The sequence below is a fragment of the Paenibacillus algorifonticola genome, assembly GCF_050481745.1.
In the GTDB taxonomy this organism is placed as follows: Bacteria; Bacillota; Bacilli; order Paenibacillales; family Paenibacillaceae; genus Pristimantibacillus; species Pristimantibacillus algorifonticola_A.
Genome location: NZ_JBCNGR010000032.1, coordinates 24,537 through 39,812, shown reverse-complemented (window position 1 = coordinate 39,812; position 15,276 = coordinate 24,537). Strand labels below are relative to the sequence as shown.

The window sequence follows — 15,276 nt, the reverse complement described above, 5'->3', positions numbered from 1 at the left end:
GATCTTAACGCTGTTTGTTGCGCTCTGCCAATACATCCAGGAACGATTGCGCGAAACGCAATGTTTGTTGAACCTGAGGATCCTTCAGCATTTTGAGAATGCCGAACAGACCGATTGTCGTAGGCTCTGCATGTGCACGATCATTAGCTTCTACAGCAGCCGATGCAATGCCTTTAGCCTTGTCCGTAATAGGCTTAACAAATTCCTCGATACCATGCTTCATGTCGCCCATAAGCACTTGGTCATTCGCTACAGTTGTTGCCACATCATAAGCTTTGGTCATCAAAGTAACCATTTCAGCAAGCTTAGGCAAGCTTTCTACCAGCTGATTCAGCGAGCTTTGGATTTCCGGTTTAAGCAATTGCTCCAGAACGTCCAGTTCACTACGTACAGATCCCGTCTGTACTTCTTGCTCTGTTAATGTTTCCGACATACGAAAAATGCCTCCCTTGCGTTGATTGTTGCATGATTAGTTAAACGCCGTTACAACTGCAAGCCGCCTCTGAAAAAAGCCCGAAATTGTGAAATGTTTCACAATAAGGATGCATCATTAGAGGGACTTGACCACACTCATGTTCATTTTATTCCTTTGCGACAAAAACTGCAATTACAACTTTTAGTTACTTGTGTAAAGTTCAAGCGTATACGCCATTGCAGCCCCTTGAAGGCACTGCCGTTAAGCGTTGAAATAGTGGAAAATGTTATGCATCCAGATTATATATCCTTATATTTTTATAAAAAGACTACTTTTGCAAGCAGCCCTTCGTTTTATAATGCTTATATTATAGCTTAAAATCATTATCCGCATTCACTTCCTCCGCTGCGTAAAGCGGCGAACGCGCCTGCAGCCAATGAAAGAAATTCGTCGCAATAACTTTCAGCACCGCATAACCTGGAACGGCTAAAATAATGCCCGCCAAGCCAAACAAATTTCCAGCGGTCAAAATGACGAAAATAATCGTAATGGGATGAATATGCATGCTTTTTCCCATAATTTGAGGAGAAATAAACTTCCCTTCGATAAGCTGGACAATCGTCCAGATCACAAGCATTTTCAGCAGCATAACGGGCGAGGTTACCATCGCGACAATGAGCGCTGGCGTAATCGCAATAGCTGGGCCCAGATATGGAATAATAGCTGTACATGCGGCAATCAGCGCCAGCACCAGCGAATATTCAAGCCCAATGATCAAATATCCGATATACAGCAGCACTCCAATACAGAAGCTTACAATAATTTGCCCTCTTATGTAACTGCTGATTTGTCCGTTCATTTCACCCATAATGCGCTTCGTGTGCGTTCTCATGTTCGTTGGCAATATGGTAGCAATATATTCCGGCAGTCTTTTGCCATCTTTTAATAGATAGAACAGAATAAATGGCAGTGTAATAACCGCAAGCACAACATCTTTAAGCGCCCCCACGAATGAACCTAAACTTTGCCATACGCCATTCAGCAGTTCAGTCGCCCGCTTCGTAATATTGCCGCTCAAATCCGACGGGTTTACATTGAGCCACCGCTCAATATCCCGCAGATCGCCGCTGTGCATCAGCTCATCAAACTTCGTTCGCAGCTGATCCCCATAACCCGGCAAATTATCGACCAGACTGACGATTTGTGTGGTTACAAGCGGAATGACCACCGTCAGCAAAATCGTAAGCAGCCCTAAAATAACCGCAAAAATCACAAAGATGGAATAAATACGCGGAGCCTTCTTCGTCTCCAAATAATCTACAATCGGATTCAGCAAATAATAAGCTACACCCGCCAAAATAATCGGCAGCAGCACCGTCTTGAACAATACAGCGAGCGGCGTGAATACGTAGGAGATTTTGCTCATCACAAAAATATTCACACTAACCAGAAGCAGCACGAGCAAAAATATGACGAATTTATTATTTAAAATAAACTGTACAAATCGTTCTTTTCCTGTTTTAAAATGGTCCATCCGCTGTTCCTTCTTCCCGCTTATGATGTTCTCAGCTTTCTGCAACGATTTCCCCCGTATGGGTCAAGTCATACCCTTCAATGGCTCCCAGCTCCTGCTTGAAGCTTTGCGACCGTAAAATGCGAATAACCGCATCAATGAATAGTTGATTGTCCGGCTTCTTCAGCATAACCAGGTCGTATTGCTCCTGAATGAGTGGAATATAGGTAAGGCGGGAGACGATCGCTGCAGCCCTCTCCGTTCCAATACCCACATCAGCCTCACCTGACGCAACCTGCGCCGCTACTCCAAGATGATTCGTCTGCTCCTGGTCATAGCCCATTATTGAAGCTGCCGGAATACCGTGCAGTCGAAGCTGCTCATCCAGCAGCACGCGCGCACCGGCTCCGCGCTCCCGATTAATGAGGCGAAGTCCTGGCTTCGCCAAATCGGCCCAGCTTGCCAGCTTAAGCGGATTGCCCTGCTGCACGAACAACCCTGCACTCCTCGTCAGCATATGAACAACGATATAAGGCGCCCCAATCAATAGTTTACGAATATAGGGAACGTTATATTCCCCTGTATCGCCATCCAGCAAGTGCGTGCTGACGATATCTGATTCTCCTCTATACATCGATATCAGGCTGTCCATGCTGCCGACATAGGAGCGCAGCGGGCGCAAGCCGAGTCCCTCCCGCTCGATATGCTTGGCCAAAATATCCAGGCTCATATCTTGTCCGGTAATAACGATTGGGCGTCCCCCGCCAGCAGTGGACAAGGCAGCGTTTCTGTCCGATAAATCCAGCGCGTTCGCGTATGGAGCCCCTTGCTGCTGGGGAGCCGTTGACTTGCCGGCAGGCGCACTGGCTTGGAGGCCTTTTGCCCGCAGCTTGTAAGCTTCCAGATCGGAAGCGTCAATTCGCATCTGCTTGCCTACCCGGTAGGAGGGCAGGTCTCCTTTTTTAATCAGATCGTATACGGTTAGTTTGGAAATCTTTAGAAGCTTGGCAATTTCTTCAGTTGTATATGAGATGTCAGCGGACATATGGGATCTCCTTAGCCTCTTTCAGCCCAGGTCGCAGGTTGAATTCGGTTATTATTTTCATACCTTTAATTGTAGCATAATCTATTTCAAACCTCCCATCTCACTTTACAGTCGAATTGTCACCAGTTTATAATGATATTTAGTTATAAGTAGATATAATAAACTATATTTGGAGGAGAGTTTATGCTTACACCTTTCAAGAAACCTGCTGTACTATTTTTCATGTTGGCTGTGCTGCTTGTATGCTCGGCGTGTGGGGCGAACAATACTGGAACGGCTGCCTCAGACACAAGCACAAGCAGTCCTAGCGCTGCTGTTGTAGAATCGGCATCGCCGCAAGCGAGCGAAGCTCCTGCACCTGCCGAGAAAGTAGATTTAACGATCTCTGCTGCTGCCAGCTTGACCGATGCCCTTCAAGAACTCAAGCAAGCCTATGAAGCTGCGAATTCATCCATCACCTTAAACTTCAACTTCGGTGCATCCGGCGCATTGCAGCAGCAAATTGAACAAGGCGCTCCGGCTGACCTGTTCCTCTCTGCTTCTTCCAAAAACCTGAAAGCACTCGTTGAAGGAGGGTTTATTGCGGAAGACCAGCAAATGAAACTTCTGGCTAACGAACTCGTTATTGTAATGGGAACTGACAGCAAAGTAAAAGTAGCCGCTATTGCCGATCTCAGTCAAGATACCCTTGGCAAAATCGCAATCGGTATTCCAGAGAGCGTGCCTGCTGGCAACTATGCAATGGAAGCTTTAACGAACGCTAAGCTGTGGGACAGCCTGCAATCCAAGCTTGTCCAAGCGAAAGATGTGCGCCAAGTGCTGCAATATGTAGAAACAGGAAATGTAGACGCTGGTTTCGTCTATCGCACAGATGCTTTGACTTCCGATAAAGTGACAATCGCCGCTGCTGTTGATCCAGCAACTTATACGCCAATTGTATATCCAATCGGTATTGTGAAAGAAACGAAGCATCAAAGTGAAGCGGAAGCTTTTTACGCTTACCTGCAAACCGAAGATGCCATGAACGTATTCACTAAATACGGGTTCTCCGCGGCGAAATGATTGGGGCAGACATAGATTGGCCCGCATTTTGGACGCCGATCCGGCTTTCTCTACAGGTTGCCTTACTATCGAGTGTCGTAACCCTTTTGCTTGGAGTCCTTATTGCAAGATGGATGTCAAAAGCAAAGTTCAAAGGCAAGCTGCTGCTGGAGACGCTATTTATGCTGCCGCTTGTACTGCCGCCGACGGTCGTAGGTTTTCTGCTGCTTGTGCTGCTCGGCCGCAGAGGGTGGATGGGCAAGATGATCGAATGGGTGTTTCATGCTCCGGTCATTTTCACCTGGTGGGCTGCGGTTATCGCCTCCATAGTCGTTGCCTTCCCCCTCGTCTACCAGACGATGAAGGTTGGCTTCTCAGGGGTAGATCGTAATCTAGAGGATGCGGGCCGCTCCATGGGCGGCAATGAATGGCAGGTTTTTCACTACATTACGCTGCCGCTTGTATGGCCTTCTCTCATCAGCGCTTATATACTCGGCTTCGCCAGAGCGCTCGGCGAGTTCGGTGCAACACTCATGATTGCTGGCAATATTCCGGGTGTTACCCAGACGGTGCCAACCGCGATCTACGTCGCTGTAGACGGCGGCAACATGGCGATGGCTTGGGCATGGACGATTGCCATCGTTCTGATTTCCTTCCTTATGCTGGCGCTCACCCGCAGGAAGACCGAGTAGCCGTATAGAATAAACAAGCATAGAACAAGCCGTGCTTCTCTGCAGCAGAGAAACACGGCTTGTTTTTTTACCTTTTGCAGCAAGCTTTATCTAGCGTATAAAATGCTCCAGCGCCTTATTCAAATCCTCCAGCGTTTTCTTCTCCCCATGGTGAATGGCATCCACCACACAGCTCTCCAGATGATCCTTCAGCAGCAGCTTGGCCGCATTATCGAGCGCCTTGCGCACCGCTGCAATCTGCAGCAAAATATCAGAGCAGTCACGCCCGTCAGCCGTCATTTCCTTCACGGATCGAACATGCCCCTCAATACGGGCCAATCGATTAATAATTTGTTTGCGATGCTTATGCTCATGCGTATGTGTATGCGTGTGTATATGATCCTGCTCCAATGCACATCCTCCTCTACTCGCCTTGAGCGATCGTCTGTTTCGCATTCATCCGAGACTTGAAGCGCTGCATCAAATAAACGGAGCGCATCAGTTGATCTATCGCGCTGACCAGCCAGACGCCTGCGATGCCCATCTGAAAATGCAAGCACAGCACATAAATGCCGATCACTCGGATTCCCCATATACCAATGATTGTACTATACATTGGACTCTTCGTGTCGCCTGCCCCTTGAAGAGCTCCTGCAAGGACTAGACTCATCGCCAGAAAAGGCTGGGCAAACGCATCAATGCCGAGCGCAGTACGGACCATTTCTACGATGACGATGTCGTCCGTAAACCAGCTTGCCGCTATTCCTGAGCCAAGCCAGAATATGATGCCGATTATGGTCATAAATACTACGGCTATCCATGCCGTCAGCAGCCCATATTCATAGCCATCCCGCGTTCGCCCCGCCCCCAATTGCTGGCCAACCAACGTTGTAGCTGCTACTGCCAAGCCATAACCAGGCAGATAAGACAGCGCAATCACATTGCCTCCTATTAAATGCGCAGCATATACTTCGGTACTAATCCGGATAACAAGCCCCAAATAAAACATTTGTCCGACACGCATAATCAGCCGTTCTGCGGCCGTCGGCAACGATAAGGTTAAAAGCGGATACGTATAGCTCTGCGCAGATTGTTTTTTCAATAGGGAAAAAGAAAGCTTCGATTGCTGTATGTATTTGTACAACACCACTGTTCCAATAATGCGGACTATGGACGTCGCCCAGCCTGCTCCGGCAATTCCCCAGCCTTCCCAGCCCCCAATGCCGAATATGAGTACATAATCCAATGCGATATGAATGAGATTCACCCATATGCCAACAATCATCGGCGCTCTTGTATTGCCCGCAGAACGCAAAATGCTGCCGAAGATCGCCATAAGCGATATAAACAAGGAAGGCACCGCAACAATTTGAAAATAAATTACCCCCTGTGCCAGAACATCTGGAGCTGCCCCCATTAAACGCAAAATGGACTCCGCAAAAAATAAGCTTACAATGCCTAATGCTAAGCCTGTAAACGCCGATATCCATGTCGACTGCCTGGCAATGGCTTTAGCTTTAGTGAAATCCCCAGCGCCTACTGCTCTGGCTATTAGTGAAGAGGTGCCAATTCCTAAAGCCGTAAATAGCGCAATATAGACCGCTATAACCGTGTTGCCCACCCCAACGGCAGCTACTTCATTCAGACCGATTCTAGAAACAAATAATGTATCGATAAATCCAACTATCGTTAGCAAAAAGTTCTCAATCATTGTCGGCACAGCAAGCGCCAATATAATTTTTATTTTTTGCCGCCGTGTTGTCATTCCGGCCTGATGAGCTTCCAGCATCGCATCCTAGCCTCCTGATTGTTTAAGCTTAGTTCCCTCATCATATCCCCCCATGGGGGATATTGCAAAGAAAATCTCATCTCAGCCTATCCTGAAATTAAAGCTTTACTAATCAGGGGCCAGTATGTTAGCCTTATTTCTACAGATATAGAAATAGCAATGGAGGAGGGACTACGCATGGAGGAGCAGGAAGCCATTCAAGCAGCCGTTAAAGTTTATAAAGCGCTCGGAGAACCGACCCGCTTCAAAATCGCCCAACTGCTTGCCAAGCAGCCTGATCAGTGCTGCAGTACGCTTGGACAGCAATTAGAGATGGTTGCAAGCTCTACGCTTTCCCATCATTTGAAGCAGCTGTCAGAATGCGGCCTGTTAAAAATGCGCAAGGAAGGCACGTTTATTTACTACAGCCCGGATATGGACGTTATACAGAAATACGCTCCTTATTTGCTGGCGTAATTTTTTTAGTTTATATTTCTATATTTTTAGAAATATAAAATTATAAGTAGAGAGGACTATCACTATGCTGTCGAACACATTGAAAATTTATTTGCTTGCCTTAATTAGTTTTTTGGTTGGAACGTCGGAGTATGTCATTGCGGGGATATTGGATAAAATTTCGGAGGATATTGGCGTATCGGTCAGTGCCGCTGGCCAGCTCATTACCTTTTTCTCGCTTACTTACGCGCTGGGCACACCTATTCTGATGGCCTTGACGGGACGGATTGAACGGCGCAAGCTGCTGCTTTATGCGATGGTTGTCTTTGTGCTTGGCAACTTGCTTGCCATTGCTCTGCCAGGCTTCGGCTTGTTCGTCGCTGCGCGCATCATTATGGCGCTTGGAGCAGGCGTCGTCGTCGTAACCTCACTAACGCTTGCTGCAAAAATGGCCGCGCCCGGCAAACAGGCCAGTGCGATCGCCACTGTCGTCACCGGGTTTACTGCCGCGCTTATCATCGGTATTCCGATCGGCCGTATGGTAGCCGCTTCTTATGACTGGAAAAGCGTCTTCGGTGGCATTGGCGTGCTCGGACTGCTTGCCATCATCATGATTGTGTTTGCCATTCCGCGATACGATGGCGAGCCTTCTGTACCGCTGCGAGAGCAGCTAGCCTTGCTCAAAACACCAAAAATTGCTGCTGCTTTAGGCGTCACTTTTCTATGGATAGTTGGCTACTCTATTCCCTATACGTATATATCGCCCTACCTCCTGCAAGTGACCACTATGAGCGAAAATACACTAAGCATTGCCTTATTCGGATTTGGGATAGCCAGCCTGATCGGCTCCAAGCTAGGCGGCTACAGCACAGATAAATGGGGCGTGAAGCGTACGTTAATGGGAGGCATGCTCGTTCATACCGCTGCCCTGCTGCTCATTTCCTTCAGTGCCAGCTCCTCGGCGATTGTTTTCCCGCTGCTTATGCTGTGGTCATTTGCTGCTTGGTCATCCGGGCCTACACAGCAATACAATTTGCTGACGCTTGCTCCAAACGCATCGAGCATTATGCTGAGCCTGAACACTTCTGTGCTGCAGCTCGCTATGGCAGTTGGGGCAAGCGCAGGCGGACTAATCGTCGCCAAAGTTTCCTTGCCTAGCATTACGTGGATTGGCGCATTCGGCGTGATGCTCGCTGTGATTCTGATAGTCCTTTCACGCAAGCTGACCAGCAACCGCGAGCCAGCATCCGTTCCTAGTGTCACTCCACAGACTTGAGTTGAAGTGAAATGACTTGCAATGATTAGTAATGTATTTGCAAAGTTCTCTTCATCTTGCTTTAATAAACAACCTCTATACTAGTACTCAACCCCCCTTTTAATTAATATAAATGTTTAGACCCACGCTGTGGGTCTATTTTTTGTTGTTTTTCAACTTGCTCGAATCAGTAATCGTAAATAAGCATAAAAAAAAGCCTGCCGAGACGAATCTCGGGCAGGCTTCTTTCGAATAGAAAAATCTATTCTGTAGTGTACGGCAGCAATGCTACTTGACGCGAACGTTTGATCGCAACAGTCAGCAGGCGTTGGTACTTCGCGCTTGTTCCAGTTACACGACGTGGCAAAATTTTGCCGCGCTCGCTGATAAACTTTTTAAGCAGGTCCGTGTCTTTATAATCAACTTTAGTGATTTTGTTCACGGTGAAGAAGCAAACTTTACGGCGTTTGTTACGTCCGCCTTTGCGGCCGCCGAATTTGCGTTCTGGACGCTCTCCGTCTCCGCCATCTCTTGGCTTAAAGCTCATTCGAATCCATCCTTTCAATTAAAATGGCAAATCATCCTCAGATATATCGATCGGTCGACCATCATCCGAGAACGGATCACGGTTGTCGTTACGTGAGTTGTTACTGGAGCGGCCGCTATTGTTATTACTGTTGTTGTTGCTGTTATAGCCGCCTCCGCCTCCTCCACCGTTACCGTAGGAAGAACCGCCTCCGAAAGAACCGCCTCCGCCGCCCATGGCACCGCTCTCTTCACGCGCTCCGCCCGCATCCTTGTTGGATTCCAAGAAACGGACGTTGTCAGCGATTACTTCCGTCACATAGACGCGCTTGCCTTCGTTGTTCTCGTAGTTCCGAACCTGAATGCGACCTTCAACCGCCGTTAAGCGGCCTTTGCGCAAGTAGTTGGCGCATGTCTCGGCTAGCTGACGCCACGTGACTACCGGAATGAAATCCGCTTCACGCTCGCCCTGACCGCTCGTAAATGGACGGTCAACTGCTATTGTAAATTGCGCTACTGCAACGCCAGCAGGCGTGTAACGCAATTCTGGATCTCTCGTCAATCTACCAATAAGTATTACACGATTCAACATCGTCTCTGACCTCCCAATCGATCAATCCTTGGCTTCAACTAAGCTACGTCTCTGACGACCAAGAAGCGGATAATTTCATCCGTAATCTTCAGGATACGGTCAAGTTCGTTAACGACTTCCGTAGTTCCGTTGAAATGAACCAGAACGTAGTATCCCTCACGAATCTTGTTGATCTCATACGCAAGACGGCGTTTACCGCTAACATCTTGTTTCGTAACTTCTCCACCATTGGAGATGATGCCATTAAATTTCTCAACGACAGCTTGAAGAGCTTCTTGCTCAACATCAGGACGAACAATGTACATCACTTCGTATTTGCGCATTATGTTTCACCTCCTTTTGGACTAACGGCCCCATAAATGGAGCAAGGAGCGAGGTTCTTACTCGCATCCTCTAACTATACCAAATATATAGTCCAAAAACAAGCTTCTATTTCCTCCCGTTATCTGGTGTTCATGAACGTCCGTCCCCCGGCTCATATTAAGGTAGCGGGCAGCTGAACTAATTCTGCTTGCAGGCTTATGCCATTACAGCATAACTGCTTAAGTGGCAATCTACATCATATACAGGAGGTAATTTACGATGGGCGAAGGAACGTTGTTTTCCGCTGGCGATAAGGCGCCGAATGATGGCACATACATCGAGGATGGCGTCAATTCCTTTCACCAAGGCATTCAAAATCCGCAGAAGGTGAAGCTAAGCAAAGGCGAGCGCTTCCCGGACAACACGAACCATGAACGCAAATGGAAGCGAATGGGCCACTAAATTTCAAGCCGCATGTATAGCTTTCGCTCAGCGTGGGCATTCTAATTTATGACGGTGTGAAGAGAGGTGTGGTTCCGTTGGACTTCATAGTGCAAGGGCTGCTACAAGAGGAATTTGTCCACTGAGCTTTAGAAGCGGAGGGTTGTGCCAAAGACAATGTCCGTAACACACGCACACTTGTCCATCTCCAAAAGTAAAGCGGTATATGCCGCCTGCCAAAAGAATGGACAGGTCAGTTAACGAATACGCAGCAGCGGAAACGTTGGTACTGATTGAACAGTGATTGCTCCCATGTTTCTGTTGCAAAGTAGTGTGAAAATGTACTCAATCGATCAAACACCGTCCGAAAAAGGAGCTCGCGAGAGCTCCTTTTTTGTATTCTTATTTTTTTCATTAAAAAAAATTCTCGTTACATGGTAAAGTAATCAAGTATGTCGTATGAAATTAAGGTTTAGCATTTAGGGTTTGAATTAAAATTGACAGCAATTGATTTGCACAAAGGTGGGTATTATCTTGCATTCTGCAACGGCGAAGCAGCATCCTTCCTCTGCTTCCTTTATTCGCTTGTATGTTTTGGCCTTTTTCTTTTTCGCCGCCAATTCAGCTTTAACGATTATTTTGCCGCTCCGAAGCGAGGCGGCCCTCATGAATCAGGCGGAGATCGGCTTCATTATGGGAGCCTATATGTTTACATGCATGCTCCTCAGACCTTTTGCCGCACAGCTAATTGGCCGTTTTGGCCCTCTTTCCGTTATGAAATGGCTGCTTTGTGCCCATGCTGTCCTTCTTCTCATTTATACCGTTAGCGGAACGGAGCAATACATTTGGCTCAGAGCGCTGCAGGGGGCTATCACGGCTTTTTTCTCCATGACCATGCAGGTAGGAATTGTTGAATCTTTGGATAATAAAGATCGGGCTCAGGGGTTGTCCATGTACACCTTGTTTACAATGGTCCCGTCACTCGTTATTCCGATCGCCGCTTTACAAATATGGCAAAGCAACAGCCAACTGCTATTCGCCCTGCTGATGATCGTGCTAGCTGTCGGTCCCCTGCTCGTCTTCTACCGCGCGGCGCTTCCGGAACGAACTGTACAGGATAAAACCTATACGCTTCGCGATATGGCTGCTTCCATGGGCACGATTTGGACGAGTCCACCCTTGCTCATTAGCAGCATCATTATGCTGCTGGCCTCCTGCGTGTTTGGGGCAACCGCGACCTTTCTTCCGCTGTTTATGTTAGCAGCCGGCTCAGGGGATGCCGGTGTATATTTAACGATACAGGGTCTGGTCGTCATCACCTGCCGCTTTGTTTTGCGCAAAAGAATCCCGTCCAATGGCAGCTGGAATACATGGCTCATGGCTGGGATGCTGCTGTCTGCTGCGCTTGGGAGTCAATTGCTCGCTATGCTGGACATCGTAGGTGCTCTTGTATACGTATCTGCCGTATTTAATGGCTTCGCCGTTGCGCTGCTCTATCCAACGCTGACGACCTATCTTTCCTTTATTTTGCCAGAGAAAAGCCGCTATGTGCTGATGGCGATTTTTTTATCGTCCTACGATCTCGGTTTTTCCCTTGGCGGATTCGCCATGGGCATTCTACTGCAAAGCAGCTCCTACCCTGCCATGTTTACGTGCTGTACCCTGTTATCCGTAACAGCTGCAATCATTATTATTCTGTCAAAAAAAACGATGGAAGCGAAGCCAGCTCCTTAAGTGACTGGCTTCATTTCATAATAAGCACAACAAAAAAAGCTGATTCCCGTTTGAAGCAGGAATCAGCTTGTTCTTAGGTAACACTATAGTATTACAATCGCCGTAACAGCGCATATGTGCGAGAATGGCGGAGAAGGTGGGATTCGAACCCACGCACGCTTTGACACGCCTAGCTGATTTCGAGTCAGCCCCCTTGGGCCTCTTGGGTACCTCTCCGCATATAAGAAGATCATATCATATTTGCCGACCCGATGCAACTAAAGCCTCTTATATTTTTATGCCGTTTGCATGCAGCCGATTCGATCCTATTTTCATTGGCTGCGAGTGTGCTTGCCCATAGCGATATTCACCAATAAAGGTGGAGTGCCACACTGCGAAAATATAAAGCGCCCACAGCTTCCGTGAATAATCGCCCTTGCCCTCCCGGTGCTGCATCAGCATGAGACGGGCAGCATGGACATCAAACCATTGCGGCACAAGGCTAATTTGCTCCAGCATTTGATCCCCGATCTTGCCATGCAGCCACTTGCGCAGCGGGATCGGAAAACCGAGCTTAGGCCGCTGCAATAACGGCTCTGGAAGAATGCCTCGCATCGCCTCCCTCAGTACGTATTTGGTCGTGCCGTTTGCCAGCTTGTACTCGGCTGGAATTTTGCGGGCCACCTCAAACACCTCTTTATCGAGAAAAGGAACGCGCAGCTCCAGCGAATGCGCCATACTCATTTTATCCGCCTTCATCAAAATATCGCCCGGCAGCCAGAAGTTCATATCAATCAGCTGCATACGAGTCAGATCATCCAGATGGCGGCTGTTATAATAAACGTCGCTTGTCAGTGAAGCCGAGGGCTGCATCGACTCCAAAAGCTCGGGACTAAGCAGCGCGATTTGTCGCTTGTCCGCTTCATTGAACAGCTTTGCATTTCCATAAAAACGCTGTTCAATCGGCGAGAACCCCCGCAGCAAATAGTTTTTCCCGCGAAAAGCGAGCGGAACCCGCTCTACCATGCGATGCAGCCGAGACTTCATGCCGTTTGGGAGCCACGATACTGGGCGCAACGAGCGTGGCTCGCCATAGATGCCATAACCGCCGAACAGCTCATCCGCCCCCTCCCCTGACATCACGACCGTTACGTGATTTCCGGCCAGCTGAGAAAGACTGTATAACGCAATGGCTGATGGATCGGCAACGGGCTCATCCATATGCCATACGGCCTTCTGCGTATTTGCAAAAAATTGCTCAGGCGTGATTTCCTCCTCATAATGCTTGGACCCAATCGTGTTTGCCGCTGCCCGAGCATACTCATTTTCATTACGCTCTCCTGCAAAGCCTACCGAGAACGTTTTCGTTAACTGCTCCTGCATCGATAACGCTGCAATCGCCGACGAGTCAATTCCCCCTGATAAAAAGCTGCCGAGCGGTACATCCCCTTGGCGATGCAGCTTCACCGAATCGCACAGCACGGCTCTGATTTCCTCGATAAACGTGCCTATCGGCCGCTGCTCCGGTTCAAAAGCAGGCTCCCAATATCGCCGCTTGGTTACCCTGCCCTCCCGATCGACAAGCATAAAATGTCCCGGCTCCAGCTTCTGAATCCCTTCAAACATCGTCTGTGGCTGCGGGACGTACTGAAAGGTCAAATAGTGCATCATACTGGCATAATCCACATTCGGCGCTTGCCCGCTTACAGCCAGGAGCCCTTTTAATTCCGAAGAAAAAAGAAACTGGTGCTCCTCCTGCGCATAATAAAACGGCTTTATCCCAAAATGGTCCCGCGCAGCAAACAGGCGCTGCTCCGCCCTATCCCAAATGGCAAAGCTGAACATGCCTCTCAAATGGTGCACGCAGTCTATACCGTATTCCTCATAGAGATGCACGATGATCTCTGAATCGCTACGATTGCGAAACTGATGGCCCTTGCTCTGCAGCATGAGTCTCAGCTCTTTATAATTATATATTTCTCCATTAAAAATAAGCCAAACCTGTCCATTTTCATTGGTCATCGGCTGGGAGCCATCTTCAATATCTACAATTGAAAGCCTGTTAAAGCCTAATGCCGCTCTATCCATAAGCTGTATGCCGGATTGGTTAGGACCTCGATGTCCCATCTGCTCCATCATGCTGCTGATCTCCCTATCCGTTGGATCACTTCCATTGCCATATCGGATGATTCCGGAAATTCCACACATCGGCTTCTTTCCTCCACTCTCTCCTGATGCTAAGACATAGTATTTCTAATGTCAAAACATACTATACGGAGCAAAAGTATCCGAAAGACGTTCACCTTGTTTCCAAGCTGTAAACAATGAAAATGGCGGAAAACAACAAAAAACCTCCATCGCCCTTAACGATAAGGCTGGAGGTCATTCATTCCTTTTATCATTCATCTCTTTAACGATCTTAAATGGGGTCCAGCTCAGTCTGGGCCGGCGCTTGCCCGCCATCAGCAGAAACGGTGGAACGAAGTACTTTTTTCATATTTTTCTCAAACTTCGCCCGAGGTATTAATACACTGTGCTTGCAGCCTACGCATTTAATACGAATATCCATACCCATTCGAATTATTTCCATTTCATTCGAACCGCAAGGATGCTGCTTCTTCATCTGGACAACATCACCAAGCTCAAATTGCTTACGCTCCATTTCTTTCTCCGCTCCTCTCATCGCGATGATAGGTAACCATGCGTGGATACGGCGTATCCATACCGTTCTCAACCAGCGCCTTCTTCACCTGCAAATTAATCTTCCTGGCCAGCGCATGCTGGGTATTAGGCAAGCATTCCGCTATAATACGAATTTTCACTTCCGTTGCGCCCATCAACTGAATGCCGAGCACCTCCGGCGGCTTCGCAAGATTTTCATCCTCCAGCTTATCTACCGTTGCTTGAATAATGCTCGTCGCCCGATCTACATCTTCCTCATAGCCGATCGCAACGTCCACGACAGCTACAGAGTTGCGCAAGGAGAAGTTCGTTACCTCATTTATCATACCGTTTGGAATGATGAATATTTCCCCTGTCCAGCTCAGCAGCCTTGTTGTACGCAATCCGATAACTTCGACCGTCCCTTTAAACTGTCCGGCTTGAATGACATCGCCTACGGCAAACTGATCCTCCAAAATAATAAAGAAGCCCGTAATAATGTCCTTCACTAAGCTTTGTGCGCCAAACCCAATAGCCAAACCGACGATTCCGGCACCTGCGAGCAGCGGCCCCAACTGAATGCCCAGCTCCGACATCAACAGCATGCCGCCAATTAGATAGCAGGCGTACATAACGATATTTTTAAGCAGCCGTCCTACCGTAACCATCCTTCTAGCCTGCATCGGCAACCGACTCGTTTGTTTGTTAGATAATATACGATCAATTGATTTATTGACAATCCATATAAGCAAATGCGTAATAACAATAATGAGCGCTATCCGAATCGCTGATTCGCCAAAACGCTGCCATGTCTCTACATTCGTCAACCACTCCATGAAGTTTTTGTACATGTTTAGTGTTTTCAAGAGCTATTTCC

At 48.0% G+C, this 15,276-nt stretch carries 17 protein-coding genes and 1 tRNA gene; 6 read left to right on the top strand and 12 right to left on the bottom strand.

Annotation, left to right across the window (positions count from 1 at the left end; all coding sequences use genetic code 11):
* Positions 1-4: 4 nt before the first annotated feature.
* The 3 genes from ABEW34_RS23265 to ABEW34_RS23255 all read right to left on the bottom strand — a co-directional run bounded on the left by ABEW34_RS23265 (position 5) and on the right by ABEW34_RS23255 (position 2,973).
* Positions 5-433 carry a DUF1641 domain-containing protein gene (locus ABEW34_RS23265; protein ID WP_056036104.1) on the bottom strand — a complete coding sequence of 143 codons (429 nt, stop codon included), beginning with the start codon at positions 431-433 and terminating at the stop codon, positions 5-7.
* A 349-nt stretch (positions 434-782) separates the two neighbouring features.
* Positions 783-1,949, bottom strand: coding sequence for an AI-2E family transporter (locus ABEW34_RS23260; RefSeq protein WP_430161820.1), 1,167 nt, complete (start codon positions 1,947-1,949; stop codon positions 783-785).
* A 31-nt stretch (positions 1,950-1,980) separates the two neighbouring features.
* The gene (locus ABEW34_RS23255) at positions 1,981-2,973 is read right to left on the bottom strand and encodes a substrate-binding domain-containing protein (protein ID WP_430161818.1); all 993 of its coding nucleotides are present in this window, start codon (positions 2,971-2,973) and stop codon (positions 1,981-1,983) included.
* Between the two features lie 183 nt (positions 2,974-3,156).
* Between ABEW34_RS23255 and modA the strand changes: the two genes are divergently transcribed.
* Both modA and modB read left to right on the top strand, forming a co-directional pair.
* Positions 3,157-4,035: a molybdate ABC transporter substrate-binding protein gene (gene modA / locus ABEW34_RS23250; protein WP_430161816.1), complete on the top strand. Its 879-nt coding sequence runs from the start codon at positions 3,157-3,159 to the stop codon at positions 4,033-4,035.
* Positions 4,032-4,706, top strand: coding sequence for a molybdate ABC transporter permease subunit (gene modB, locus ABEW34_RS23245; protein WP_430161814.1), 675 nt, complete (start codon positions 4,032-4,034; stop codon positions 4,704-4,706). The genes modA and modB overlap by 4 nt, the downstream gene beginning before the upstream one ends.
* A 90-nt stretch (positions 4,707-4,796) precedes the next feature.
* On the opposite strand, the gene ABEW34_RS23240 is transcribed toward modB, so the two are convergent.
* Both ABEW34_RS23240 and ABEW34_RS23235 read right to left on the bottom strand, forming a co-directional pair.
* Complete coding sequence (locus ABEW34_RS23240; protein ID WP_430161813.1) at positions 4,797-5,096, bottom strand: metal-sensing transcriptional repressor; 300 nt, start codon at positions 5,094-5,096, stop codon at positions 4,797-4,799.
* 13 nt (positions 5,097-5,109) lie between these two features.
* Positions 5,110-6,474, bottom strand: a complete 1,365-nt coding sequence (locus ABEW34_RS23235) for an MATE family efflux transporter (protein ID WP_430161811.1) — start codon at positions 6,472-6,474, stop codon at positions 5,110-5,112.
* 177 nt (positions 6,475-6,651) lie between these two features.
* Between ABEW34_RS23235 and ABEW34_RS23230 the strand changes: the two genes are divergently transcribed.
* On the top strand, positions 6,652-6,930 hold the full coding sequence (locus ABEW34_RS23230) for an ArsR/SmtB family transcription factor (RefSeq protein WP_056036077.1): 279 nt from the start codon (positions 6,652-6,654) through the stop codon (positions 6,928-6,930).
* Positions 6,931-6,997: 67 nt separating this feature from the next.
* Entirely contained in the window at positions 6,998-8,185 is a 1,188-nt protein-coding gene (locus ABEW34_RS23225; protein ID WP_430161954.1) for an MFS transporter, read from the top strand.
* A gap of 241 nt (positions 8,186-8,426) precedes the next feature.
* Here ABEW34_RS23225 and rpsR read toward each other — a convergent pair whose 3' ends face one another.
* The 3 genes from rpsR to rpsF are packed head-to-tail and all read right to left on the bottom strand — an operon-like array spanning position 8,427 to position 9,604.
* Complete coding sequence (gene rpsR / locus ABEW34_RS23220) at positions 8,427-8,711, bottom strand: 30S ribosomal protein S18 (RefSeq protein ID WP_099517875.1); 285 nt, start codon at positions 8,709-8,711, stop codon at positions 8,427-8,429.
* 18 nt (positions 8,712-8,729) lie between these two features.
* Entirely contained in the window at positions 8,730-9,281 is a 552-nt protein-coding gene (ssb, locus tag ABEW34_RS23215) for a single-stranded DNA-binding protein (protein WP_430161809.1), read from the bottom strand.
* Positions 9,282-9,319: 38 nt separating this feature from the next.
* On the bottom strand, positions 9,320-9,604 hold the full coding sequence (rpsF, locus tag ABEW34_RS23210; RefSeq protein WP_099517873.1) for a 30S ribosomal protein S6: 285 nt from the start codon (positions 9,602-9,604) through the stop codon (positions 9,320-9,322).
* A gap of 259 nt (positions 9,605-9,863) precedes the next feature.
* Here rpsF and ABEW34_RS23205 point away from each other — a divergent pair, with 259 nt between their 5' ends.
* Together ABEW34_RS23205 and cntE are read left to right on the top strand one after the other, a co-directional pair.
* Positions 9,864-10,046, top strand: a complete 183-nt coding sequence (locus ABEW34_RS23205; RefSeq protein WP_430161807.1) for a YjzC family protein — start codon at positions 9,864-9,866, stop codon at positions 10,044-10,046.
* Between the two features lie 513 nt (positions 10,047-10,559).
* Complete coding sequence (gene cntE / locus ABEW34_RS23200) at positions 10,560-11,759, top strand: staphylopine family metallophore export MFS transporter CntE (protein WP_430161805.1); 1,200 nt, start codon at positions 10,560-10,562, stop codon at positions 11,757-11,759.
* 125 nt (positions 11,760-11,884) lie between these two features.
* On the opposite strand, the gene ABEW34_RS23195 is transcribed toward cntE, so the two are convergent.
* The 4 genes from ABEW34_RS23195 to ABEW34_RS23180 form a co-directional block, all read right to left on the bottom strand.
* Positions 11,885-11,975 (bottom strand) — tRNA-Ser (locus ABEW34_RS23195).
* Between the two features lie 51 nt (positions 11,976-12,026).
* Complete coding sequence (asnB, locus tag ABEW34_RS23190) at positions 12,027-13,946, bottom strand: asparagine synthase (glutamine-hydrolyzing) (protein ID WP_430161803.1); 1,920 nt, start codon at positions 13,944-13,946, stop codon at positions 12,027-12,029.
* 211 nt (positions 13,947-14,157) lie between these two features.
* On the bottom strand, positions 14,158-14,400 hold the full coding sequence (locus ABEW34_RS23185) for a DUF951 domain-containing protein (protein ID WP_430161801.1): 243 nt from the start codon (positions 14,398-14,400) through the stop codon (positions 14,158-14,160).
* Positions 14,390-15,265, bottom strand: a complete 876-nt coding sequence (locus ABEW34_RS23180; RefSeq protein ID WP_430161799.1) for a mechanosensitive ion channel family protein — start codon at positions 15,263-15,265, stop codon at positions 14,390-14,392. The genes ABEW34_RS23185 and ABEW34_RS23180 overlap by 11 nt, the downstream gene beginning before the upstream one ends.
* Between the last annotated feature and the right edge of the window lie 11 nt (positions 15,266-15,276).